Annotated in this window: 26 protein-coding genes and 2 pseudogenes; 27 read left to right on the forward strand and 1 reads right to left on the reverse strand. The window is 40.9% G+C overall.

The annotated features are described in order from the left end of the window. Window positions 1-117: 117 nt before the first annotated feature. From MUB50_RS03985 to MUB50_RS04000, 4 genes are all read left to right on the forward strand, one after another. Window positions 118-864 carry an SDR family NAD(P)-dependent oxidoreductase gene (locus MUB50_RS03985; RefSeq protein ID WP_138277333.1) on the forward strand — a complete coding sequence of 249 codons (747 nt, stop codon included), beginning with the start codon at window positions 118-120 and terminating at the stop codon, window positions 862-864. Window positions 865-956: 92 nt separating this feature from the next. Further along, window positions 957-1,262 carry a thioredoxin gene (gene trxA, locus MUB50_RS03990; protein WP_005421612.1) on the forward strand — a complete coding sequence of 102 codons (306 nt, stop codon included), beginning with the start codon at window positions 957-959 and terminating at the stop codon, window positions 1,260-1,262. A 12-nt stretch (window positions 1,263-1,274) separates the two neighbouring features. Beyond that, a complete protein-coding gene (locus MUB50_RS03995) occupies window positions 1,275-1,595 on the forward strand; it encodes a rhodanese-like domain-containing protein (protein WP_138277334.1) in 321 nt (106 codons plus the stop codon). Window position 1,596: 1 nt separating this feature from the next. Further along, window positions 1,597-3,288, forward strand: a complete 1,692-nt coding sequence (locus MUB50_RS04000; RefSeq protein WP_118252844.1) for an FAD-dependent oxidoreductase — start codon at window positions 1,597-1,599, stop codon at window positions 3,286-3,288. A gap of 120 nt (window positions 3,289-3,408) precedes the next feature. Here the strand turns inward: MUB50_RS04000 and MUB50_RS04005 are convergent, their stop codons facing one another. Continuing rightward, window positions 3,409-4,092 (reverse strand): Crp/Fnr family transcriptional regulator, encoded by a 684-nt coding sequence (locus MUB50_RS04005; RefSeq protein WP_044924567.1) that lies wholly within the window; start codon window positions 4,090-4,092, stop codon window positions 3,409-3,411. Between the two features lie 166 nt (window positions 4,093-4,258). On the opposite strand from MUB50_RS04005, the gene MUB50_RS04010 reads away from it, so the two are divergent. The 23 genes and pseudogenes from MUB50_RS04010 to MUB50_RS04115 all read left to right on the forward strand — a co-directional run bounded on the left by MUB50_RS04010 (window position 4,259) and on the right by MUB50_RS04115 (window position 22,831). Next, on the forward strand, window positions 4,259-4,582 hold the full coding sequence (locus tag MUB50_RS04010; RefSeq protein WP_055057012.1) for a thioredoxin family protein: 324 nt from the start codon (window positions 4,259-4,261) through the stop codon (window positions 4,580-4,582). A 15-nt stretch (window positions 4,583-4,597) separates the two neighbouring features. Further along, complete coding sequence (trxB, locus tag MUB50_RS04015) at window positions 4,598-5,521, forward strand: thioredoxin-disulfide reductase (protein WP_244802506.1); 924 nt, start codon at window positions 4,598-4,600, stop codon at window positions 5,519-5,521. 340 nt (window positions 5,522-5,861) lie between these two features. Then, window positions 5,862-5,996 (forward strand): hypothetical protein, encoded by a 135-nt coding sequence (locus MUB50_RS16935; protein WP_280520127.1) that lies wholly within the window; start codon window positions 5,862-5,864, stop codon window positions 5,994-5,996. 34 nt (window positions 5,997-6,030) lie between these two features. After that, entirely contained in the window at window positions 6,031-6,336 is a 306-nt protein-coding gene (locus MUB50_RS04020; protein ID WP_244802507.1) for a sigma-70 family RNA polymerase sigma factor, read from the forward strand. A gap of 579 nt (window positions 6,337-6,915) precedes the next feature. Then, complete coding sequence (locus MUB50_RS04025) at window positions 6,916-7,323, forward strand: type II toxin-antitoxin system PemK/MazF family toxin (protein WP_055039877.1); 408 nt, start codon at window positions 6,916-6,918, stop codon at window positions 7,321-7,323. Further along, window positions 7,277-7,525, forward strand: a complete 249-nt coding sequence (locus MUB50_RS04030; protein ID WP_015568866.1) for a DUF6870 family protein — start codon at window positions 7,277-7,279, stop codon at window positions 7,523-7,525. Before MUB50_RS04025 ends, MUB50_RS04030 begins: the two co-directional genes overlap by 47 nt. Window positions 7,526-7,633: 108 nt before the next feature. Next, window positions 7,634-9,325, forward strand: a complete 1,692-nt coding sequence (locus MUB50_RS04035) for a recombinase family protein (protein ID WP_244802508.1) — start codon at window positions 7,634-7,636, stop codon at window positions 9,323-9,325. A gap of 1 nt (window position 9,326) precedes the next feature. After that, entirely contained in the window at window positions 9,327-10,562 is a 1,236-nt protein-coding gene (locus tag MUB50_RS04040; RefSeq protein WP_244802509.1) for a recombinase family protein, read from the forward strand. Next, a complete protein-coding gene (locus tag MUB50_RS04045) occupies window positions 10,549-10,848 on the forward strand; it encodes a hypothetical protein (protein ID WP_244802510.1) in 300 nt (99 codons plus the stop codon). Before MUB50_RS04040 ends, MUB50_RS04045 begins: the two co-directional genes overlap by 14 nt. Window positions 10,849-10,969: 121 nt before the next feature. Beyond that, window positions 10,970-11,140, forward strand: a pseudogene (locus tag MUB50_RS04050) (tyrosine-type recombinase/integrase); the annotation flags it as partial. A gap of 394 nt (window positions 11,141-11,534) precedes the next feature. Next, a complete protein-coding gene (locus MUB50_RS04055) occupies window positions 11,535-11,993 on the forward strand; it encodes a DUF6075 family protein (RefSeq protein WP_015541251.1) in 459 nt (152 codons plus the stop codon). Next, window positions 11,993-12,169, forward strand: coding sequence for a hypothetical protein (locus tag MUB50_RS04060; RefSeq protein WP_005426617.1), 177 nt, complete (start codon window positions 11,993-11,995; stop codon window positions 12,167-12,169). The genes MUB50_RS04055 and MUB50_RS04060 overlap by 1 nt, the downstream gene beginning before the upstream one ends. A gap of 23 nt (window positions 12,170-12,192) precedes the next feature. After that, complete coding sequence (locus tag MUB50_RS04065; RefSeq protein WP_005426615.1) at window positions 12,193-12,969, forward strand: ParA family protein; 777 nt, start codon at window positions 12,193-12,195, stop codon at window positions 12,967-12,969. Beyond that, window positions 12,962-13,849, forward strand: a complete 888-nt coding sequence (locus MUB50_RS04070; protein WP_059085507.1) for a ParB/RepB/Spo0J family partition protein — start codon at window positions 12,962-12,964, stop codon at window positions 13,847-13,849. The genes MUB50_RS04065 and MUB50_RS04070 overlap by 8 nt, the downstream gene beginning before the upstream one ends. Window positions 13,850-13,871: 22 nt before the next feature. Beyond that, on the forward strand, window positions 13,872-14,861 hold the full coding sequence (locus tag MUB50_RS04075) for a replication initiator protein A (protein ID WP_244802511.1): 990 nt from the start codon (window positions 13,872-13,874) through the stop codon (window positions 14,859-14,861). A 97-nt stretch (window positions 14,862-14,958) separates the two neighbouring features. Then, window positions 14,959-15,099: a Maff2 family mobile element protein gene (locus MUB50_RS04080; RefSeq protein ID WP_092070311.1), complete on the forward strand. Its 141-nt coding sequence runs from the start codon at window positions 14,959-14,961 to the stop codon at window positions 15,097-15,099. 835 nt (window positions 15,100-15,934) lie between these two features. Further along, window positions 15,935-17,854 carry a tetracycline resistance ribosomal protection protein Tet(32) gene (gene tet(32), locus MUB50_RS04085; RefSeq protein WP_002602099.1) on the forward strand — a complete coding sequence of 640 codons (1,920 nt, stop codon included), beginning with the start codon at window positions 15,935-15,937 and terminating at the stop codon, window positions 17,852-17,854. 81 nt (window positions 17,855-17,935) lie between these two features. After that, a pseudogene (locus tag MUB50_RS04090) lies at window positions 17,936-18,390 on the forward strand (helix-turn-helix domain-containing protein). 213 nt (window positions 18,391-18,603) lie between these two features. Beyond that, window positions 18,604-19,371 (forward strand): class I SAM-dependent methyltransferase, encoded by a 768-nt coding sequence (locus tag MUB50_RS04095; RefSeq protein ID WP_002602097.1) that lies wholly within the window; start codon window positions 18,604-18,606, stop codon window positions 19,369-19,371. A gap of 204 nt (window positions 19,372-19,575) precedes the next feature. Next, window positions 19,576-20,022 carry an RNA polymerase sigma factor gene (locus tag MUB50_RS04100; RefSeq protein WP_002602096.1) on the forward strand — a complete coding sequence of 149 codons (447 nt, stop codon included), beginning with the start codon at window positions 19,576-19,578 and terminating at the stop codon, window positions 20,020-20,022. Then, complete coding sequence (locus tag MUB50_RS04105) at window positions 20,012-20,215, forward strand: helix-turn-helix domain-containing protein (protein WP_002602095.1); 204 nt, start codon at window positions 20,012-20,014, stop codon at window positions 20,213-20,215. The genes MUB50_RS04100 and MUB50_RS04105 overlap by 11 nt, the downstream gene beginning before the upstream one ends. 623 nt (window positions 20,216-20,838) lie before the next feature. Then, window positions 20,839-21,237, forward strand: a complete 399-nt coding sequence (locus tag MUB50_RS04110) for a plasmid mobilization protein (protein ID WP_002569238.1) — start codon at window positions 20,839-20,841, stop codon at window positions 21,235-21,237. Further along, window positions 21,209-22,831: a relaxase/mobilization nuclease domain-containing protein gene (locus MUB50_RS04115; RefSeq protein WP_244802512.1), complete on the forward strand. Its 1,623-nt coding sequence runs from the start codon at window positions 21,209-21,211 to the stop codon at window positions 22,829-22,831. The genes MUB50_RS04110 and MUB50_RS04115 overlap by 29 nt, the downstream gene beginning before the upstream one ends. The last annotated feature ends 99 nt before the right edge of the window (window positions 22,832-22,930 follow it).

Raw genomic sequence — 22,930 nt, forward strand, 5'->3', positions numbered from 1 at the left:
AAACCCTGTTGTGTGAGCAACAGGGTTTTTTATTGCGATATTTTGTGATGATATCACAGAAAATAATCTACCTTTTGCTTATAATGTAGCTAGAAACTAAGTAAGGAGGTAGTCTAAATGAGATTAAAAGATAAAGTTGCAATCATTACGGGTGGAAGCCGTGGTATAGGATTTGCTACAGCTGATAAATTCTTGAAGGAAGGTGCTTCAGTTGTGTTGGCAGCAAGTTCACAGGAATCGGCAGATGTTGCTGTAGATAAATTAAAAGAAAAATATCCCAATGCAATAGTTGCTGGAATTAGTCCAAATCTGGCAAGCATGGAGTCTGTCAGAAAGGCTTTTAAAGAGGCAACTGAAAAATATGGATGTGTCGACATACTGGTAAATAATGCAGGGATTTCAGAAAACACCTCATTTATGGATTATACAGAGGAGACTTTCGATAAAGTCATGAATCTAAATGTAAAAGGAGTATTTAATACTACTCGTGTAGCAGCAGAATGTATGGTGGCAAGAGGCAAGGGGGTCATTCTCTCAACTTCTTCCATGGTGAGTATTTCGGGACAGCCAAGTGGGTTTGCTTATCCGGCATCGAAGTTTGCAGTAAACGGATTAACTGTTTCATTGGCAAGAGAACTAGGACCTAAAGGTATTCGTGTTAATGCTGTTGCACCTGGGATTACAGAAACTGATATGATGAAGGCCGTGCCAAAGGAAGTTATCGAACCTATGATTGAAAGAATTCCATTGCGTCGTCTTGGACAGCCAGAAGATATTGCCAATGCGTTTGTGTTTCTTGCTTCAGATGAGGCGAGTTACATTACAGGTGTTATATTAAGTGTAGATGGTATGGCAAGAAGTTAAGTTAATGAGGTATGGTGATGTAATCACGGAAAATAAATGAAATTAAGACTATAATAAATCTACAAAAAGAAAAAGATAAGGAGGACTATAAAATGTCTGCTATTAATATCAATAAAAATAATTTTCAGAACGAAGTACTGAATTCCGATAAACCCGTTCTTTTAGATTTTTGGGCATCTTGGTGTGCACCTTGCCGCATGGTAGTACCTATTGTAGAGGAGATTGCAAGTGAGCGTAGAGATATTAAAGTTGGAAAGATTAATGTAGATGAAGAGCCTGAACTGGCAAATAAGTTCAGTATTATGAGCATTCCGACTTTAGTGGTTATGAAGAATGGGAAGATTGTACAGCAGGTTTCAGGGGCGAGACCTAAGAATGCGATTTTAGAAATGCTTTAGGGAGGTGTGCTAATGGGATTTTTTGATCTCTTTAAACAGTCGAATATTAATCAAGGCATAGAAGAATATAAAAGGACTGATGATGCAGTTCTGCTGGATGTACGTACACCGCAGGAATATCAGGAAGGACATATACCAGAAAGTAAAAATGTGCCGTTGCAGCAACTTGACAATATTGCTTCTGTAGCGAAGAATAAGGATATCCCACTGTTTGTATACTGTTATTCAGGTTCACGAAGCCGCCAGGCAGCTGGGATACTGCAACGAATGGGATATTCTAAAGTAAATAATATCGGTGGCATTGCAGCTTACTCAGGAAAGGTGGAAAAATAAGATGAAGGTAATAATTGTAGGAGGTGTAGCCGGAGGAGCTACAGCTGCAGCAAGAATACGCAGACTGAATGAACATGCTGAAATTACTGTGTTTGAAAGATCCGGATACATATCCTATGCAAATTGTGGACTTCCATATTATATTGGAGACGTGATCACAGACCCGGAAGAACTTACACTACAGACACCAGAGAGTTTTTTTAAACGCTTCCGTATTAACATGAAAATTCATCATGAAGTTATCTCCATACATCCGGAACGTAAAACGGTTTCAGTGAAAAATTTAGAGAATGGTGAGATATTTGAAGAAAAATATGATAAGCTGATCCTCTCTCCAGGTGCAAAGCCAACACAGCCGAGACTTCCCGGAGTAGGTATTGATAAACTTTTTACACTTCGTACTGTAGAAGACACTTTTCGGATAAAGGAATATATAAATAAGAATCATCCAAAATCGGCTGTATTGGCAGGTGGCGGTTTTATTGGTCTGGAACTGGCAGAAAATTTGAGGGAGCTTGGCATGGATGTTACGATTGTCCAGAGGCCTAAGCAGCTGATGAACCCTTTTGACCCGGATATGGCATCCATGATCCATAATGAAATGAGAAAGCATGGGATAAAACTGGTACTGGGCTATACAGTAGAAGGATTTAAAGAAAAAGACAACGGAGTGGAGGTCCTGTTGAAAGATAATCCATCCCTTCAGGCTGATATGGTAGTTCTGGCAATCGGAGTCACACCAGACACAGTATTAGCAAAAGAAGCCGGTCTGGAACTTGGCATCAAGGAAAGTATTGTAGTGAATGACAGAATGGAAACCTCTGTACCGGATATTTATGCTGCAGGTGATGCAGTTCAGGTAAAACATTATGTTACGGGTAATGATGCGCTGATTTCTTTGGCAGGACCAGCCAATAAACAGGGCAGAATCATCGCTGATAATATTTGTGGCGGTGATAGTCGTTACCTGGGCAGTCAGGGAAGCTCCGTTATCAAAGTATTTGATATGACAGCAGCTACTACAGGTATCAATGAAACCAATGCCAAAAAGTCAGGATTAGAGGTAGATACAGTAATTCTTTCTCCTATGAGTCATGCCGGTTACTATCCTGGTGGAAAAGTGATGACCATGAAGGTGGTTTTTGAAAAAGAGACTTATCGTTTGCTTGGTGCTCAGATTATTGGATATGAAGGTGTTGATAAACGTATTGATGTGCTGGCAACAGCAATTCATGCAGGACTGAAGGCAACCCAGTTGAAAGATTTGGATCTCGCATATGCACCGCCATATTCCTCTGCAAAGGATCCTGTAAATATGGCCGGATTCATGATAGACAATATAGCAAAAGGAACCTTAAAACAATGGCATTTGGAAGATATGGATAAGATTTCTAAAGATAAAAATGCTGTGTTGCTGGATGTGAGAACAGTAGGTGAATTTAGCAGGGGCCATATTAATGGATTTAAAAACATTCCTGTAGATGAACTGAGGGAACGTATCAATGAAGTTGAGAAGGGAAAGCCTGTTTACCTGATATGCCAGAGTGGGCTGCGAAGTTATATTGCCAGTCGTATTCTGGAAGGAAATGGATATGAAACATACAACTTCTCCGGCGGATTCCGCTTCTATGATGCAGTTGTCAATGACCGTGCGCTGATTGAAAAGGCATATGCATGTGGTATGGATTATTAAAAATAATCATAATATTTTTATAATTTTCTCGTAATATAAAAAGATCCCCCATTTATTAGAATGACTTTCATAATTCTGATAAATGGAGGATTCTTCTTTATATGTTACAGAAAAACAATTTTATGACCTTTGGAGTGTTTCCAGTCTTTTTGGATCAAGGATTGTGATTTTGCCACGGGAGAGTTTGACGAGACCCTCGCCTTGAAAGTATCGAAGCATTCGAGTGATAACCTCCCTGTGGGAACCAAGATGGTTTGCGATAGTTTCGTGAGTGATTTTCAGTTCATTTGTTCCTTCAATGGATGTTTCTTCTAAAAGAAATGAAGCAACACGCTTATCCAAACTCTTCCACATAATCTGTTCAATCAGCCACATGACATCAGAAAAACGGGTAGCCATTAACTCATTGGTATAATTTGCGACAGGAGCAGATTCTTTCATGATGCCCTTATAGATTTCAGCAGGGATGATCCAAAGATCCGTATCTTTTTCTGCTTCAATGGTTACTTCAAATTGAATAGACCGCATGATACATGAGGCGGATAAAAGACACATATCCATATCGAACAGACGGTAAAGTGTAATCTCCCGTCCTTCATCTGAAAGTATGTAAGTTCGAAGCTGCCCGGATTTAACCAGTAATAATCCAGTACAATCCAGGTTTCCATTGTGAATGATTGTCCCTTTTTTTACATACTGTGTGATTAAATTGTCTGAAATTATTTTTTTCTGTGCTGTATTTAAGTCATTCCATAGTGGAAAACAATTTTCGAAGTTCATAACCGTTATCTCCTTTACGAACATAGTATACTTGCTTTTTTTAGATGCGTCAATTATATAACTGGCATATGCCATAAATAGAAATAAAAAGAAGTGTAATAAAGTAAATTATCTTTTCTGTGATATCATCACGGAAGCAAGCACTTATTTGGGGTATATTAAGTTCAAATAGGAGAAGGAGTTGAAAAATATGACATCTATAAATATAAATAAAGAAAAGTTTGGACAATTAATTCATAAGGAAAAACCGGTTTTGGTTGATTTCTGGGCACCTTGGTGTGGTTATTGCCGTAGAATTGGAGCGGCTTATGAAAAAATAAGTGAAGAATACAGCGATATTCTTATTGCTGGAAAAGTGAATATTGATGAAGAACCACAGATTGCAGAAGCTGAAAAGATTGAGGTGATTCCTACGCTGGTTTTATATCGAAATGGAAAGGCAATAGATTCTATTGTTGCACCTGAATCAAAAATAATGATAGAGAATTTTATTAATGAAGCATTGGAAAAATAAAAGGAGGACTGCTGTATGAATGAAAATCATGTTTACGATATGATTATCGTGGGGGGAGGACCTGGAGGGTATACTTCAGCATTATACGCAGCCAGAGCAGGATTTGATACAATTGTTTTAGAAAAATTATCTGCAGGTGGTCAGATGTCATTGACCTGGCAGATTGATAACTATCCTGGTTTTGAAAATGGAATTGACGGATTTTCATTGGCAGAGAAAATGCAAAAACAGGCGGAAAAATTTGGCGCTAAAAGTGAATATGCTGAAGTTTTTAATATGGATTTAACAGGAAAGCTTAAGAGAGTAGAAACTAGTTCGGGAATTTATATTGGGAAAACAGTAGTGATTGCTACTGGAGCAAATCCAAGAGAACTTGGTCTCGCTAAAGAAAAAGAATTGATAGGTCATGGGGTTGCTTATTGTGCCTCCTGTGATGGTATGTTTTATAAAGATAAGATCGTGGTGGTTGTTGGTGGTGGAAATTCTGCTGTATCAGATGCTGTTCTTTTAAGTCGAATTGCTAAGAAAGTCATCATTGTTCATCGAAGAGATACATTACGTGCAACGAAAATCTACCATGACCAGCTGATGAAAACTGAAAATATAGAGTTTCGATGGAACAATACAGTAAATGAACTGATTTATGGAGAACGATTGACTGGTGTGCGGTTGAAAGATACAGTTACAGGAGAAGAAAACATTATAGAATGTGACGGCCTGTTTGTGAGTATAGGAAGAAAACCGACAACAGATTTTTTAGATAATCAGATAGAACTGGATAATAAAGGATATATTGTGGCAGGTGAAAACACTGAAACGAGTATTCCGGGTGTTTATGCTGTAGGAGATGTCAGAACAAAGTTACTTCGTCAGATAGTAACAGCAGTGGCAGATGGTGCTATGGCAGTACATATGGCAGAAGAGTATATGGAGAAATAATAATCAGAATTTGAATAGTGAACTTTTTATACTGAAATATGTACGATTTCAATAATGACATGAACTTATGGGAACGTATTGCGGATACTTTGTGAACTTTATCCTGATACAATGATTATGCTGATGAAAGAAGGCATAGATAACTGAATACAAGAAAGAGACAAAAGCCTCAGTAGTTAGGAAAAAAACTACTGGGGCTTTTTTTCGTGCCTGAATTTCTCGGCCAATAACTGCGGGGATGTCCCGGCAGGATAAAGGTGGAGCAGGCATGATCCTAAACAGAGGTCCGCCTTCTGGATTTGAAACGAGCAACAAGATTTCAAATTCAGGAGGAACGGATATGTATATTGAACACCCATATTTTTATGAAGGAAAGTACTACGCAAATATTGATGGAGAAATGATCGAGATTACAAAAGAAGTTGCGTATGCGATGAACAATTTTTACAGAAGCAGCAAGGCAAAAAAAAGTTGAGATTAAGAATGAACTGGGTGAGGTTGTGGATAAGATGCTGAGAGAAGTACCTTACAGCGGTCAGTCCATTGATGGAGAAGGCTTCATGATTGAGGATTTTCCAGATCTGAACTGTGATGTGGAGCACTGTGTACTGACAAAAATGGAACAGCAGGATATTCACACAGTGATCAATCAACTGAACTCAGAGGAACGCATGATTATTTATGGCATTTTCTTTGAAAACAAGACACAGACACAGATGGCGGAAATTATGGGGATTTCCAGACAGATGCTGTCATACAAGCTGAAATCCACTCTTAATAAGATGCGTGAAATGTATATGAATAAATTTTTTTAAAAAATTTTTCAAAATCTTTTGCATCTGCCAAAGTCATTTGACTTTAGTAATTAGAGGAAGTTAAAGGACTTCCTAAAATGAACCATGATAACTGAATATCCAATAATAACTGACGTGACATTTCATGCAAAGAGCACGAGGAAGATGCCGCTATAGGATTATAAGACAAAACAAAGATTTTTAGTTCAGTCTGTAATGCTGCGAAAAAGCACTGACCGAAGCCGGCTAGCAGGCTGGTGATGCGATGATATGTATGAGATGCGATACACTTGCAGATCCTGAGAAGTCTGTAACTGGTAAACCTATGAACTGCTGGAGCCTAGAAACGAGAGTTTCCGGGTTGTGGTCCGGAGTATGCATCCGGGCAGGTTATTATTCCCTTCCTCATATGCGGGAGTAACGATTCGGGGTATCGAGGATAAATAGAATCGAGCGAGCACTGTTTAATAATCAAATTGGCTATAGAGGTTATGCGGCAGAGCTTTCCTTATGGGAAAGAAACTCTGCCGTATTCCTGTGGAGCCAATATAGCGCTATGGATGCTTTACAAATAAAAATAATAGATTGGAGAGAGGACAAATGACAATCCGCAGAGGAGATATTTTATGGGCAGATCTCGGTATGTTTCCTACAACATCTGTTCAGGGTGGAGTAAGACCGGTGATCGTAGTGAGTAATAATAAAGCCAATACATACAGTTCAGTCATAACGGTAGTTCCGCTGACATCAAGAATTTATAAGAAACGGTATTTGCCAACACATGTATTTATCAGCAAATATGATATGACGGGAATCCGAAAAGGAAGCCTGGCACTGGCTGAACAGGTTATGAGCATTTCTACGAAATGTATTATTGAGAAATGCGGAAGAGTGAACAAGTGGAGCCTGGATCGGGTACTGAAAGCAGTACAGATTCAGATGGGAATGGAAGGAGAAGGGCATGACGGCAGAGGAATACAGAAACTATCTGGAGCAGGATTTCAGTGATGTAGATATCAATGAAATGACTGATCTACGGATGATAAAAGCAGACAGAAATAAATCGCTTCAGGAACGGAGAGATATTTTTCTGAATAAAGTAGGAAATCCATATTTGGTCCGGATCGGCAATATGAAAGTAAAAGTCAGATTTGCCAATAACGGTATATCTATGGAGCAGGCATTTGAGAATATGCTTCTGAGTGTCTGAAAAAGTACTGGCAAGATTGAGGGGACTGTGTTAGAATGTCGGTAAGGACAAATTATGCAGCCCCCTTTTATTACATGGATTTTCTGACGTAATAAAAGGAGGTAAGATATGTATCAGAATATCAATAAAATCTATCATGCCGCCATCTATGTCAGATTATCTAAAGAAGATGGCGATATTTCCAGTTCAGCAAAACTGGAAAGTAACAGCATTTCTAACCAGAAAGCTTTGATTCTGGATTTCCTGAAAGACAAAAAAGATATAGAAGTTGTTTCAGTCCGAGTTGATGATGGCTACTCAGGCTCTGATTTTGATCGTCCTGCATTCCAGGCAATGCTGGAAGATATCCGGCGTGGAATTGTAGATTGCGTAGTGGTAAAAGATTTATCACGATTTGGAAGGGAATATATTGATTCCGGGAAGTATATCGAGAGATTATTCCCGGCTCTTGGTGTGCGTTTTATTGCCATCAATGACAATTATGACAGTCTCAAGGGAAAGAATCAGGCAGACGAAATTATTATCCCATTTAAGAATTTAATCAATGATGCTTATTGCCGTGACATTTCTATTAAGATCAGGAGTAATCTTGAGATTAAGAGGAAAAAAGGCGAATGCGTGACTCCGTTTGTAGCTTTTGGATACAGGAAGACAAAGACAGATAAGCATAAATTAGAGATTGATCCATCTGCAGGCAGTGTAGTACAGGATATTTTTAAGATGAAGCTGCAGGGAATGAGTCAGGATGCGATTGCTAATCGTTTAAATGAACTGGGTATTCTTTCCCCATTTGAGTATAAAATCAGCAGTGGTAGTCATTATGAAACAGGCTTCCAGCAGAAAGAACAGGCACTTTGGAGTTCCGTTACCGTCCGCAGGATACTGGAAAACGAGGTTTATATCGGAAACCTTGTGCAGGGAAAAAGGACGACACCGAACCATAAAGTGAAGCAGACTTATGTGAAACCGGAAGATGACTGGATCCGGATTGAGAAAAATCATGAGCCATTGGTGAGTGACCGTGATTTTGAAATTGTTCAGAGACTTCTGGGCATGGATACACGTACTTTGCCTGACCAAAAGCAAGTATATCTGTTATCCGGAATTGCTGTATGTGCGGATTGTGGTGCACCTATGACAAGAAAGGTTTCTACTGTGGCAGGGAAAAAATATGCTTATTATCTATGTTCCGCAAATAAAGAAACAAAACGCTGTTCTAGTCATAGAATACCGGAAAAGGATCTGGAAGATGCCGTACTGGTGATGCTGAAACAGCATATCCAGAATATCCTGCACCTGAAAAGAGTCCTGGAATTTATTGGTACTGTGCCATTTCAGGAGATCAATATGAAGAAGCTGCAGGACAGGCTGGAGAAGAAAAAACAGGAGACAGAACGTTGTAAGGAGTTACGGATGATGCTCTATTCGGATATGAAAGAGGGCATTGTATCAAAAGAAGACTATGTAGAGCTTCATGCAGCCTATGGAAAGAGGCTTAGAAATGTGGAAGAGAGTCTCCGTGCAATCCAGAAAGAAATGGATAGTGAGCTGGAAAAAGCAGACAATGCCAATACCTGGCTGGATTATTTTGTGAAATATCAGGATATTGAAGAACTGTCCCGCACAGTGGTGGTAGAACTGATCAGGAAAATCAGAGTATATGATAAAAAGAATATAGAGATCACTTTTGATTTTGATGATTGTTATCAGACATTGCTGAATCAATTACCGGCTATGGGAGTTGATACGGTAATAGATGATGATAATAATCTGCAGGTCAAGGTAAAGGAGGTTGTATAAAATGGCACGAAAGAGTAGGAAAAACATTCCGGAAGTAGTCGGCAGTGCAACCGTCCAGACAGAGGTGAGAAGACCATTCCGGGCAGGATTGTATGCCAGAATTTCAATGGAAACAGAAGAAACATTGGAAAGAGGAACGATAGAAACCCAGGTGGAATTGATGAAAAACTTTGTAGCAGATACGGAAGATATTTCGGTTGCGGAAGTTTATAGGGACTCAGACTATTCAGGTACAAATTTTGACCGTCCTGGATTTGTACAGATGATGGAAGATATCAAGCATGGAAAAATCAATTGTGTTATTGTAAAAGATTTGTCCAGACTTGGAAGAAATTATGTCGAAACCAGCAATTATATTGAACGAGTATTCCCGTTTTTCCATGTAAGATTCCTGGCTGTGACAGATGATTTCGATTCCTTCAGAGAGGGTGTGGATCTTACAGTTCCACTGAAGAATATTATCAATGAGTTCTATTCGAAAGACCTTGCCAAGAAGAGCAGCAGCGCAAAAAAAGCACTTTGGAAAGAGGGGAAATTTACAAGTGCCTGGGAACCGTATGGTTATAGAAAGTCAGAAGAAGACCATCATCAGTTGATTGTTGATGAAGAAGCTGCAGACCATCTGAAAAGTATATTTTCTATGTATATGAATGGCAGGAACTATAGTGATATTGCAAGACAGCTCAATAAAGATGGAGTTTTATCGCCGACTTTACAGAGAAAATTCTATAAAACCGGTGAAAAGCCGCTTCCGGAGTCAAAACCCTGGAACAATTATGAAGTGAAGCGAGTACTTCAGGATGTTCATTGCACAGGTGATTCTGTATTTGGAAAATATCAGCAAAGTGTTTTCCAGGGAAATAAACAGAGAAATCGACCAGAGAGTGATTGGGTGCATGTGGAGAACACGCATGAAGGGATTATAGATAGAGAGTTGTTTCAACAGGTACAATCTAAAATCCAGGAATATACGGAAGCTTATAAGAAGAAACATCAGCAGAACAATGGGGCTATTAGAAACCATAATTTCTATACAGGAAAGATATGGTGCGGAGGCTGTGGCAACCGCATGACGTTGTCCAGAGAAAGAAATGGCACATTCTTTTATATCTGCGGAGCCAATACTAACCATAAATCCGGAGGAAAGCAACAGGCAATGCGACTACAAAGAGATCAATACCGCAGAATTGCAAAAACAGAGCCGACAGTTGACCTCGGAAAAGATGAAATTCTATGATGATTACAAAGATGGTCGTATAGATCGTGATTCGTATAAGCAGAGAGCTGGAAAGATAAGTGTACAGCTGGATGAAATAAAACGAAAGATAGAAGATGCGGAGAATAGCAAAAAGCTTCTTGAACAAAATGAACTTTCTGATAAAATAAAACTAAAAGATTTCTTGGGAATTCAGAAGTTCGATACAGAGAAGCTGCGTGAGATTATCAAAGTGATCCGTGTTCATAGTCATGATGAAATTGAAATCGAATGGAATTTTGACGATATTTTTTCGGAACAGAGGTAACTTGAGCAGGACAAGAATGACTTATCAGAAGATAATAAAGGTACTGGGACTACCTGATGGAAGCGTCAGATAGTCTTCGGCAGAAAAAAATAAAATTTTTTTTATCCTATACTTGACACATCCACATGTATGTCGGCATACCTATTGCTCAAATATGGCAAAATCCGGAATGAATCCAAAAGCATTGCAATATTTGATGGGGCACTCAGACATCAGCGTAACGCTGAATACATATACGTATGTAAATCTTGAGGATGCCAGGGAAGAAGTTGCCCGGATTCAGGTTGTGTAATTACGATTTTTAATTGAAAATAGCAAGGTGTAAAATAGAAAAACATACACCTTATTTTACACCTTTTGCGGACGATATTATGCGAAAATAAACCAGGTTATGCCAGAAAGCAAAAATTTACAAAGGCTCACAAAGCCCGAAATACCAAGAAAAACTAAGAAATGCGAGGTTATGCAACAATGATAAAAGTATTATTCATCTGCCACGGCACTACCTTAGCAAAATTCTGAAAAACCTTGATTTTACAGTATATTTTTGAACCAGTAGGGATGTTTTACTAAGTTTTTACTAAAGAGGAATCCCTAGCACGAATTTAGAAAAGTAACATATAGTATGACCTTATTAATTGGTAGAACAATTGGTAAGGTCCTTTTTTATTTCAAGGAGGTTCAAAATGAAAAGTACAGCGTTAGGAGCAGAAAACATTATTTTTATCAGTGATGCACATGAAAAATTCTACTATGAAAAATTACAAGAAGTACGGTATCAGGATGTGTACCATAAGGCATTGTGTTATTGTCTGGGTATTAATGGAGATACCAGAAAAAATGCTGACAGAATTTATAATTTTAAAACGGGGTCTGTTAAAACGAAATGTTTACATGAAGGATGGCAGACAAGCGGTAGCTTAAAAGTAGTGAGGATGGCATTTAATCTGTACTGTAACAGCACGCCAAGCGTTTGGGATTATGAAGATGCAGAGGAACAGGTAAACGAGTGCAGACAGTATACAGTAGAGGATATCTTCTGCTGTGCATATGCACCATATTTTTGGCAGGCAGTACAGATCCGTTATCCGGAATATGTAGTGTACAATCAAAAGTTACATGCCATGCTTGGAGGAATAGATTAATGCTGAAAGTGAGACTGATGGGAACAAAAAATGATATTGCATGGTTTCAGAAAATCCTGCAGCGTCATCCTAAAATTGAAGTTATGGAATTATCGGAACTTTATTCCAATAAAGGGACGAGCAAATATTATAGAGCTTATGCTGAAATTGAAAAAAGTAATGTAAATAAAAAATAGTAGAAAAACAGGAGAATTATATCATGTGCAAAATAATCGCAATCGCAAATCAAAAAGGTGGAGTAGCAAAGACTACAACCACTATTAATCTTGGAGTAGGACTGTCTAAGGTTGGAAAACGTGTAATGCTGATAGATGCTGATCCACAGGGACATTTGACAATGGGACTTGGTTTTCCAAAGAACTTAAGGGTAACATTGAAAACAATGATGGAAAATATCATTATGGGATTAGAATTTGATCCCAGGGAAGCAATTTTACACCATGAGGAAGGAATAGATGTAATTCCATCTAATAAACTTCTTTCGGGAATGGACATGTCATTATTTACGGTAGAGGACAGAGAAAAAGTCTTAAAAGAATATCTGGAACTTTTGGAAAATGATTATGACTATATCCTGATTGATTGTATGCCCTCGTTGGGAATGATGACAATTAATGCGTTAAGTGCAGCTGATAGCGTTTTGATTCCGGTGCAGCCTCAATACTATGCGGCAGATGGCCTCATGGAATTACTGAAAGTTGTGAAAGGCATTCATCAGAGATTTAATCCTGATTTACAGATTGAAGGGATTCTGTTTACAATGGACAGCAGTCATTATAATAATTCAAAGAGAAATAAGCAGGCAGTACGAGATGCTTATGGAGCAGAGATTATAATTTTTGATCAGACAATTCCAAGAACAGAAGCTCTTGCCGAAACTGCATCAGAAGGTGTCAGTATTTTTTCTTACGATGCAAAAGGAAAAGGTGCGTACAGTTATCAAGCACTTGTCCAGGAGGTGCTGAATCATGCGTAAACCTAAGAAAGAAATTCAGCTTACTTCTTATGATGAATTGCTTGGAATCAATGAAGCTGAACAGAATACTCTTAATCAGATTGTTGAAGTGCCATTAAATGAGTTACATCCTTTTAGAAATCATCCATTTCATGTAAATGATGATGAAAAAATGGCTGAAACAGTAGAAAGTATCAAGAATTATGGCATCTTAAATCCTGCATTGGTACGTCCTCGCGCAGAGGGAGGATATGAACTGATTGCTGGTCACAGGAGAAAACGTGGTTGCGAACTGGCTGGAAAAAGTAAAATGCCAGTACTCATACGGAACTATACCGATGATGAAGCCGTAATCGTTATGGTGGATTCTAATATACAGAGAGAAAATTTGCTTCCAAGCGAAAAGGCATATGCTTATAAGATGAAGATGGATGCAGTAAAACATCAGGGCATAAAAGACGAAAACGCAGCTTCTGTTGACAGTGCAGATCTGGTTGGACAGGCTGCCGGTGACAGTGGAAGAACCGTTCAGCGTTATATACGCTTGACCTGTCTTATTCCGGAATTGCTGAAATTGTTGGATGAAGGAAAGATTAATTTTACAGTAGGTGTTTCATTAACCTATTTATCAGAAACGGAGCAGATTTGGGTGAAAGACTGCATAGTGTCTGGAGCAAGCTCTGTTACAGGTTCAATGGCAACAAAACTGAAGCAATACAGCGATGAAGGTAATCTGACAGAATTAGCGGTACAGCTTATTCTGAATGAAAAGAAAACAGAGACAGGAAAAGTTACTTTAACTGAAAAGAAAATACGAAAGTATTTTCCAAAGGAATATAACAGAGAACAGATTGAACAGGTTATCTATGAACTGCTTGATAACTGGAAGAAAAGCCAATAACGAGGGAAGGAGGGAAAGCAAAATGGCAAAATCCGAAAGCACAAAAATAGAGTTTGGTTATTTTCACGATTATGAATCGGAACAGTTTGCTTTTTACCGTATTCCCAAAGTATTATTCACAGATGAATATTTCCGTAATCTGTCCAGCGATGCAAAGGTTCTTTATGGGCTGATGCTGGACAGAATGGCTTTATCTATCAGACATCAGTGGTTTGATGAAGAGGGCAAGGTTTATATTATTTTTACTGTTGAACAGGTTATTCAGTATATGAATTGTGGAAGAGATAAAGCAATGAAAACGCTTGCAGAACTGGATACCAAAAAGGGAATCGGATTAATTGAAAGAGTCAAACAAGGATTTGGTAAACCGGATATTATTTATGTAAAGAACTTTATTTTAAGGACATCAAAAGATGTTAAAAACAATGATGAATCCGAAGAGAGTATTCAACAAAATCGAGAGGTCGAAGAAGTCGACTTATCGGAGTCGGAAAAATCGACTTATCGTGGTCGGAAAAATCGACTTCAAGGGGTCGGAAAAACCGACTTCAAGAGGTCGGAAAATACGACTTATCGTGGTCGAAAAATCAGAACTACAGAAGTCGGAAAAACCGACCCTAATAATACTAATTATAATTATACTGATATTAGTAATACTGACAGAAGTAATACTGATCTTATCAATCTTTCAGATTCTTCCGAACAGCAGTCAATGGATTTGATGGAAGAGATGGAGTTATTCCAGATGAATACTGCACTTGTAAAAAGAAATATTGAATATGACTGTCTTGTACAACGATGCAGACTGGGGGAACAGCAACAGTTGGATGAAATTGTGGCACTAATTGTGGAAACAATCAGCATAGAACGGGAGAATATTACGATCAGTGGAGTGAAATACCCATATCAGTTCGTAAAAAGCAGATTATTGTTGCTGGAAGAAAGCCACATAGAGTATGTACTTGACTGTCTGCATGAGAATACCAGGGAAGTAAAGAACATAAAAGCGTAGTGTAGCACAAAAGGCAGGGTTTATATAGTGTTTTCTTCCCTTTCTGGAAAAAATCTAAGAAAGGACTGGAAAATGTAAGTTTTCCAAAGGTACACTTATGGCATTTTTTACAACGGCAATTACGACCTTAAAAACATTGGTTTGTGCGATCGGAGCCGGACTTGCAGCCTGGGGAGTGATCAATCTGCTGGAAGGATATGGAACGGACAATCCGGGTGCAAATGCTCATGTACGGTAAGGAAGCAAGCAACCGAAAACAAGAGATAGACCGCCAGCACTACACTATTCCGAACCAAAGACCAAAAGATAAGCATTGTGGGAAAATCTAAACTTTTGGATTTTCCTACAATGCCGACTACGGCGGAATCCTTCCCACTCCTTATATCTTTATTTCCGTATACATTGAATTTGTATTTAGTAAATGCTATAATGTCCCTATTCAAATTATAAATGTGTTGAATTAGTTACATGTACATATTTTTTGTGCCGCATAAATACCCTGTTGAGGTTGTCGTTCTTTGTCCAGATGTGGAAACAATAAAAGGAAGGGAACGATACAGGGAGAAAACAGGCTATTCCGGCTTTACGGTTGAAACCTTATACGATACATTTATGCAGACAACACCACGGATCGGCTTTTGGCTGGACAATTCCAACCAAACACCACAGCAGACAGCAGAAACCATTCTGAACGCCAGAAAGTCGGTATGATTGTTACATATAAGGGGAAGAAAAATTTCTTTTAGGTACTTTCTTTCCTAAAACTAATGTGATATAATAGCATCATTCCAAAAAAGGAGTAAAAAATATGCGGCAAGGTATTCTTAAATAAAACTATAATCAAATAGTGGGAACAAAGGATTATGATAGTCCCTTTTGTGGGGGCTTGGTTTTTTGTACCCAATTTAAAAATACTTTTGCCTTATCAATTTTGACATATCCGAAAAACAGCAATCACAAACAGGTGTATGCTGTATATGTGTATGTCCGCAAATTATAATCCCCAGTGGTAAAAGTATTTTACTGCTGGGGATTTTTATGCCCTTTTGGGGCTGTAAAAGGAGGACAATCACATGAAAATAATCAATATTGGAATTCTCGCCCATGTAGACGCAGGAAAAACAACATTGACGGAAAGCCTGCTGTACACCAGTGGAGCGATTGCGGAACAAGGAAACGTGGATAAAGGAACTACAAGAACAGACACTATGATTTTGGAACGGCAGCGCGGAATTACCATTCAGACAGCGGTTACTTCTTTTTGCTGGAATGATTATAAAATCAATATCGTGGACACTCCCGGTCATATGGATTTTTTAACCGAAGCATACCGCTCTTTATCTGTCCTTGACGGAGCTGTTTTAGTCATTTCGGCAAAAGACGGCGTACAGGCACAAACCCGTATATTATTCCATGCGCTTCAGAAAATGGACATTCCGACAATTATCTTTATAAATAAGATAGACCAAAATGGGATCGACCTGCGGCGTGTTTACCAAAGCATTAAAGATAAACTTACCAGTGATATGATTGTCATGCAGGAGGTTTCCCTGTCGCCAAAGATAACCATGACCGATATTTCTGATTTGGACAAATGGGATATGATTATTTCCGGAAGCGATGAACTATTAGAACGATATGTTGCAGAGGATTCTTTGGATATACAGGAATTACAATATGAAAAGTGCAAAAGAACCAGATGCTGCTCTTTGTTTCCTGTTTATCATGGGAGTGCAAAAGACAATTTAGGAACAGAAAAACTGATTGAAGCGATTACAGAAACTTTCATTACAGAAACAGACGATATTCAGTCTGAATTATGTGGATATGTTTTTAAGGTTGAGTATACAGAGCGGAAAAAACGGCTTTCTTATTTACGCCTGTATCATGGGACGCTCCATTTACGGGATACCCTGCTGCTGTCAAAAAAGGAAAAAATAAAGATTACAGAAATGTGTATTCCGTCAAATGGTGAAATCGTCCCGGTTGACCATGCCTGTCCGGGAGAAATTGTTATTTTAGCTGATGATACTTTGAAACTGAACGACATTCTGGGAAATGAAAAACTCCTGCCTCACAAAACACGGATTGATAATCCCATGCCATTACTTCGGACAACGGTAGAGCCGCAAAAGCCGGAGCAAAGGGAAGCCCTGTTAAATGCCCTCACAGAGATTGCTGATACAGACCCTCTTTTGCATTTTGACATTGATACTGTTACACATGAGATTATATTATCTTTTTTGGGAAAAGTACAGTTAGAAGTTATTTGTTCGCTATTAGAAGAAAAATATCATGTGGGCGTGGCTATGAAAGAGCCTTCGGTTATTTATCTGGAAAGACCGCAAAAAAAAGCGAGCTACACGATTCATATTGAAGTGCCGCCGAATCCGTTTTGGGCATCTATTGGTTTGACTGTAACACCGCTTCCTGTTGGAAGCGGAACACAATATAAAAGCGAGGTATCTCTCGGCTATTTAAACCAAAGTTTTCAAAATGCCGTCATGGAGGGTGTGCGTTATGGAATGGAGCAGGGCTTATATGGCTGGGGAGTGACAGACTGCCAAATTTGTTTTGATTATGGAGTTTATTACAGCCCGGTCAGCACCCCCGCTGATTTTCGTTTTCTTGCGCCTGTCGTGTTGGAGCAGGCATTGAAAAAAGCAGGAACACAACTGTTGGAACCATACCTTTCCTTTACCCTTTTTGCACCGCAGGAATATCTTTCACGGGCTTATAATGACGCACCAAAGTATTGCGCAATCATTGAATCAACCAGACTTGAAAAAGATGAAGTTATTTTTAAGGGGGAAATCCCTGCCCGTTGTATTGGTGAATATAGAAATGATTTGAATTTTTATACAAATGGAAGAAGTGTCTGCATTACAGAATTAAAAGGGTATCAGGAAACTTCCGGCGAGCCTGTGTTTCAGCCACGCCGCCCGAACAGCCGTTTAGACAAGATCCGGCATATGTTTCAGAAGATAATGTAACATCTTGCGCAATGCAAACGTTCATTGCTGGCTATTGCGAAATATCATTGATAAAATCAGCATCAGAGAGGAGGAACCATTTTGAACCAGAAACAGACGGATATTACAACAGGAAAGCAAATACGTCATCTGCGAACACAATCGGGAATGACACAGGAAGAACTGGCTGGGAAATTGAATGTTACCCGGCAGGCGCTATCGAATTGGGAGAGAGATGTTAATGAACCCGATTTAAATACGTTGAAAAAAATTTGTTTTCTTTTTGGAGTCCACATGGACGATTTTGCGAAGGAGGTAATAACAAAAATGGAAACATGTGAAAAAAAGAGAAACGACAATTTAATAAGTATGATATGGCAATTGGACTTTTTTATGGTGTCGGGATATTTCTTGGCATTGGTATTTTCTTTGTTGGCGGTTTTATGACAATGTCGGGTGCAGGGTGGGGAGCATCACTATTTGGCGGTGGCTGTTTTTCTCTTGTATTTGGCTTGATATGCCATGCAGTTATTACATTGAGAAGAAATGACAAATGATGACATATCCTGCTTTCTAGTCTTTTCGGTCATATCGCGTAAAAAAGCCGCTGCTTTTGGCTTTCCAATAGCGGCGGCAAAGGGAAATATCCTTTGAATACCTTACAGAAGAAAAGTTTTGCAGCATTATAAAAATAAAAGCCTATACCATTTTGGAAAGAAAAGATACATAATAGTCAAGACGGCAACAATCAGAAGTTATGGAGGGTAACAATGGAATATAGTAAGGAAGATTTAATGGAAGCAAAAAGGCAAATTTTGGGAGTGGGAGAGAACATGGGAACAGAGGAAAGCAAAAAGATCTGGGAGAAAAACGCACAATTTTGGGATGATGCAATGGGTGACGAATCCAATGAATTTCACAGAGAGGTAGTACGTCCCAAAGTAACGGAACTTCTCTCTCCTGATCCTTCGGATTACATTTTGGATATTGCGTGCGGCAATGGAAATTATTCTTCGTATCTTGCACAGAGAGGCGCTTCGGTCGTCGCTTTTGATTACAGCAAAAAAATGATAGAATTGGCTAAAAGACGGCGATCACAATATGCAAAACAAATTGAGTTTTGCGTAGCGGATGCGACCAATAGAGAAAGCTTATTAGGATTAAAAAGAAATCGAGCCTTTACGAAAGCAGTTTCTAATATGGCAATTATGGATATTACGGATATTGAACCGCTTTTTATGGCTGTTTATGAACTATTGGAGGAAAACGGGATTTTTGTCTTTGCAACGCAGCACCCTTGTTTTATCACATTGACTGAAAAATATATGACACCGCACAGTTACTATGATATAGCGATCGAAGGGCAGCCGGAGGAGCAGATTTATTATCATCGTTCCATACAAGATATTTTTAACCTTTGTTTCAGAGCTGGATTTGTCATTGATGGATTTTATGAAGAATGTTTCAAAAACAATAAAGAAATTCCTATGGTAATGATAGTAAGGCTTAAAAAGGTAAAACGTGATAGCTTAAAATAAATTCAAGTTTGCCGGATAAATAGCAAACCCGGCCGAGCCAGTCAACGGTCAAGATGAACGGGCTTCGCCCGCCGTTGACAGCCCCGCCCGGTTTTGCAGTTAGGCAGTCAAGGAGCGACAGCCTAAAGTGCTGCCGCCCCTTACTATCATAAAAAGCAACTACTAACCAGCCACAGCCCTTTTGGGAGGAAAGGGGGATTTTCCATGACCTGTACAGAAGAATATCGGGAACATATCGAGTACACTTTCCATGCCTTTTGCAAAGTCGTTATCCGAAATGCAACGATCAACGCAGCGAGGACACGGAGCAGGAAGCACAAAAGAGAAATATCCCTTGAATACCTCACAGACGAAAAGCACTACCCTTTAGGCACGACAGATGAATATTTCCAAGCCCCGGAGCCGGACGAGGAATACATACTTACCCTTTGCGGCGATACGGTCATTTTCAGCAGCGGTTTACTTGCGGAAGCCCTGTCACGGCTGGACGAACGGGAGCGGGAAATGATTTACCTGTCCTTTTTCAAGCGTATTCCACAGCACGAAATTGGCAGACAGTACGGGCGCAGCCGCAGCACAGCGGGCTACCATATCCGAAAAGCCCTACGGCAGCTCCAAGCGGAAATGGAGGGAATGGCATATGAGAAATAATAGGCTTCTCCCCTATGAAACAATCGTCCAAGCCGCCAGCGGGGAGCCGGAAGCGGTGGGAACTGTATTGCAGTATTACCGCCGCCGCATACAATGTGCCGCCCGTGTGAATGGACGGGTAGACCAAGATACAGAGGACTACATCACCCAGACGCTTCTCACAGCTATTTTCAAGTTCCGCTTTGGGAGATAGCCCTACCGCCTACAACTGAATAACCGCCGCTTCGCCGGCAACCAGAAAGCAGTAAATCTATTCAACAGATTTGCTGCTTTTTTTCGTTCCTGTTTGGCATTTTTGAAAATCCCCAGTATGAAAAAACAAAAGGGAAAATAGCCGCCGCAGTTGGCAAAATCCCTTACTTATCCGTAGAGGGTATCAAAGAAAAAAATACTGCCATTGTCCGCCTATTCCGGCTTGCGTGGTGTTGTAGGGAATAGAGGGGAAATTCTAAAAATCTCCGTCCATTTTGCTTTGCGTGGTGTTGTAGGTAGTGAAAGGAAAATTTTCAAGATAAGCCGGAATAGCGGGTAGCAAAGCCCTTTTGAAACGTTTTGTTAGCGGAAAGGACGGGAGCCGGGGAACGCCGGAGTTTTTCAGAGCAAGATTCTACCGCAGTACCAAAATTCGCTTTTCGCTCATTTTGCCCCTGCGGGAATCTTGTTGGGGAGTGCCTTCCCCAAACCCTGCTTATGCGGCTTGCGCCGCTTAAAAATCCCTCAAAATATTTTTTCGGATTTTTCAAAAACAGTTCCGCTTCACACCCCGTTTTTCTCCTATTAGTGAGAGGACACCACGCACAGAAAGGAGGTTTTACCATGCGAAAACGATACAACACACCGCACCGCAGCCGGGTAGTCAAGACACGCATGACCGAGGAAGAATACGCCGAGTTTGCGGAAAGGCTTTCTGCTTACAACATGAGCCAAGCCGAGTTTATCCGGCAAGCCATAACCGGGGCAGCCATACGCCCCATCATAACCGTTTCTCCTGTCAATGACGAGCTGCTTGCCGCTGTCGGGAAACTGACCGCCGAATACGGCAGGATCGGCGGCAACTTAAACCAGATAGCCCGGACGCTGAACGAGTGGCACAGCCCCTACCCGCAGCTTGCCGGGGAGGTGCGGGCGGCGGTTTCCGACCTTGCTGCCCTAAAGTTTGAAGTCTTGCAGAAAGTGGGTGACGCTGTTGGCAACATTCAAACATATCAGCTCTAAAAATGCCGACTATGGCGCAGCGGAAGCCTACCTCACATTTGAGCATGACGAGTTTACCATGAAGCCCACCCTTGATGAAAACGGGCGGCTGATACCGAGGGAGGATTACCGCATTTCTTCCCTTAACTGTGGGGGCGAAGATTTCGCTGTTGCCTGTATGCGAGCCAATCTCCGCTATGAGAAAAACCAAAAACGGGAAGATGTGAAAAGCCACCACTATATCATCAGCTTTGACCCACGGGACGGGACAGACAACGGCTTGACCGTAGACCGGGCGCAGGAGCTGGGCGAGCAGTTCTGTAAAGAGCATTTCCCCGGACACCAAGCCCTTGTATGCACCCACCCGGACGGGCATAACCACAGCGGCAATATCCATGTGCATATCGTCATCAACTCCCTGCGGATTTATGAAGTCCCGCTTCTGCCCTACATGGACAGACCAGCCGATACACGGGAGGGCTGCAAGCACCGCTGCACCAACGCCGCTATGGAATATTTCAAGAGTGAAGTCATGGAGATGTGCCACCGGGAGGGGCTTTACCAAATCGACCTCCTAAGCGGCAGCAAGGAACGGATAACGGAACGGGAATACTGGGCGGCAAAGAAAGGGCAGCTTGCCCTTGATAAAGAGAACGCCGCCAGAGAAGCCGCCGGACAGCCGACCAAGCCCACCAAGTTTGAAACGGACAAGGCGAAGCTGCGCCGGACGATACGGCAGGCACTTTCCCAAGCTACCAGCTTTGACGAGTTTTCTTCCCTTTTGCTGCGTGAGGGTGTGACTGTCAAGGAGAGTCGGGGGCGGCTTTCCTACCTCACGCCGGACAGGACAAAGCCTATCACAGCCCGGAAGCTGGGGGACGATTTTGACAAGGCTACTGTCCTTGCCCTGCTTACACAGAACGCCCGCAGAGCCGCCGAACAGACCAAAGCCATACCCGAATACCCTGCCGCAGTTAAAAAGCCGTCACAAGGGGAAAAAACCACAAAAACCACCCCGGCAGACAACACCTTGCAGCGCATGGTTGACCGGGAAGCCAAGCGAGCCGAGGGCAAGGGCGTGGGCTATGACCGCTGGGCGGCAAAGTACAATCTAAAGCAAATGGCGGCTACCGTTACCGCCTACCAGCAGTACGGCTTTTCTTCCCCGGAGGAACTGGACGAAGCCTGTTCTGCCGCCTATACCGCCATGCGGGAAAGCCTTACAGAGCTGAGGCAGGTGGAAAAGACGCTGGACGGGAAAAAGGAGCTGCAACGGCAGGTGCTTGCCTATTCCAAGACCCGCCCTGTCCGGGACGGGCTGAAACAGCAGAAAAACGCCAAAGCAAAAGCAGCCTACCGACAGAAGCACGAAAGCGACTTTATCATAGCAGACGCAGCCGCCCGTTATTTTAGGGAGAACGGCATTTCCAAGCTGCCAAGCTATAAAGCCCTGCAAGCAGAGATTGAAACCCTTATCAAAGAGAAAAACAGCGGCTACAACGATTACCGGGCAAAACGGGAGGAATACCGCCGCTTACAGACCGTCAAGGGCAATATCGACCAGATTTTACGCCGGGAGCGCAAGCCTGTGAAAAGGCAGGAACAGGAGCGATAAAAACCACCCCAAAATGTACCTGAACCCATACAGAACAAGGGGGCTGCCCCGTACCCTATCCCCAATACCAAAGGATTTTTTAACGGGCTTACAGGGCAG

The sequence above is a fragment of the Blautia sp. NSJ-140 genome (genome assembly GCF_022868965.1).
Lineage (GTDB): Bacteria > Bacillota > Clostridia > Lachnospirales > Lachnospiraceae > Blautia_A.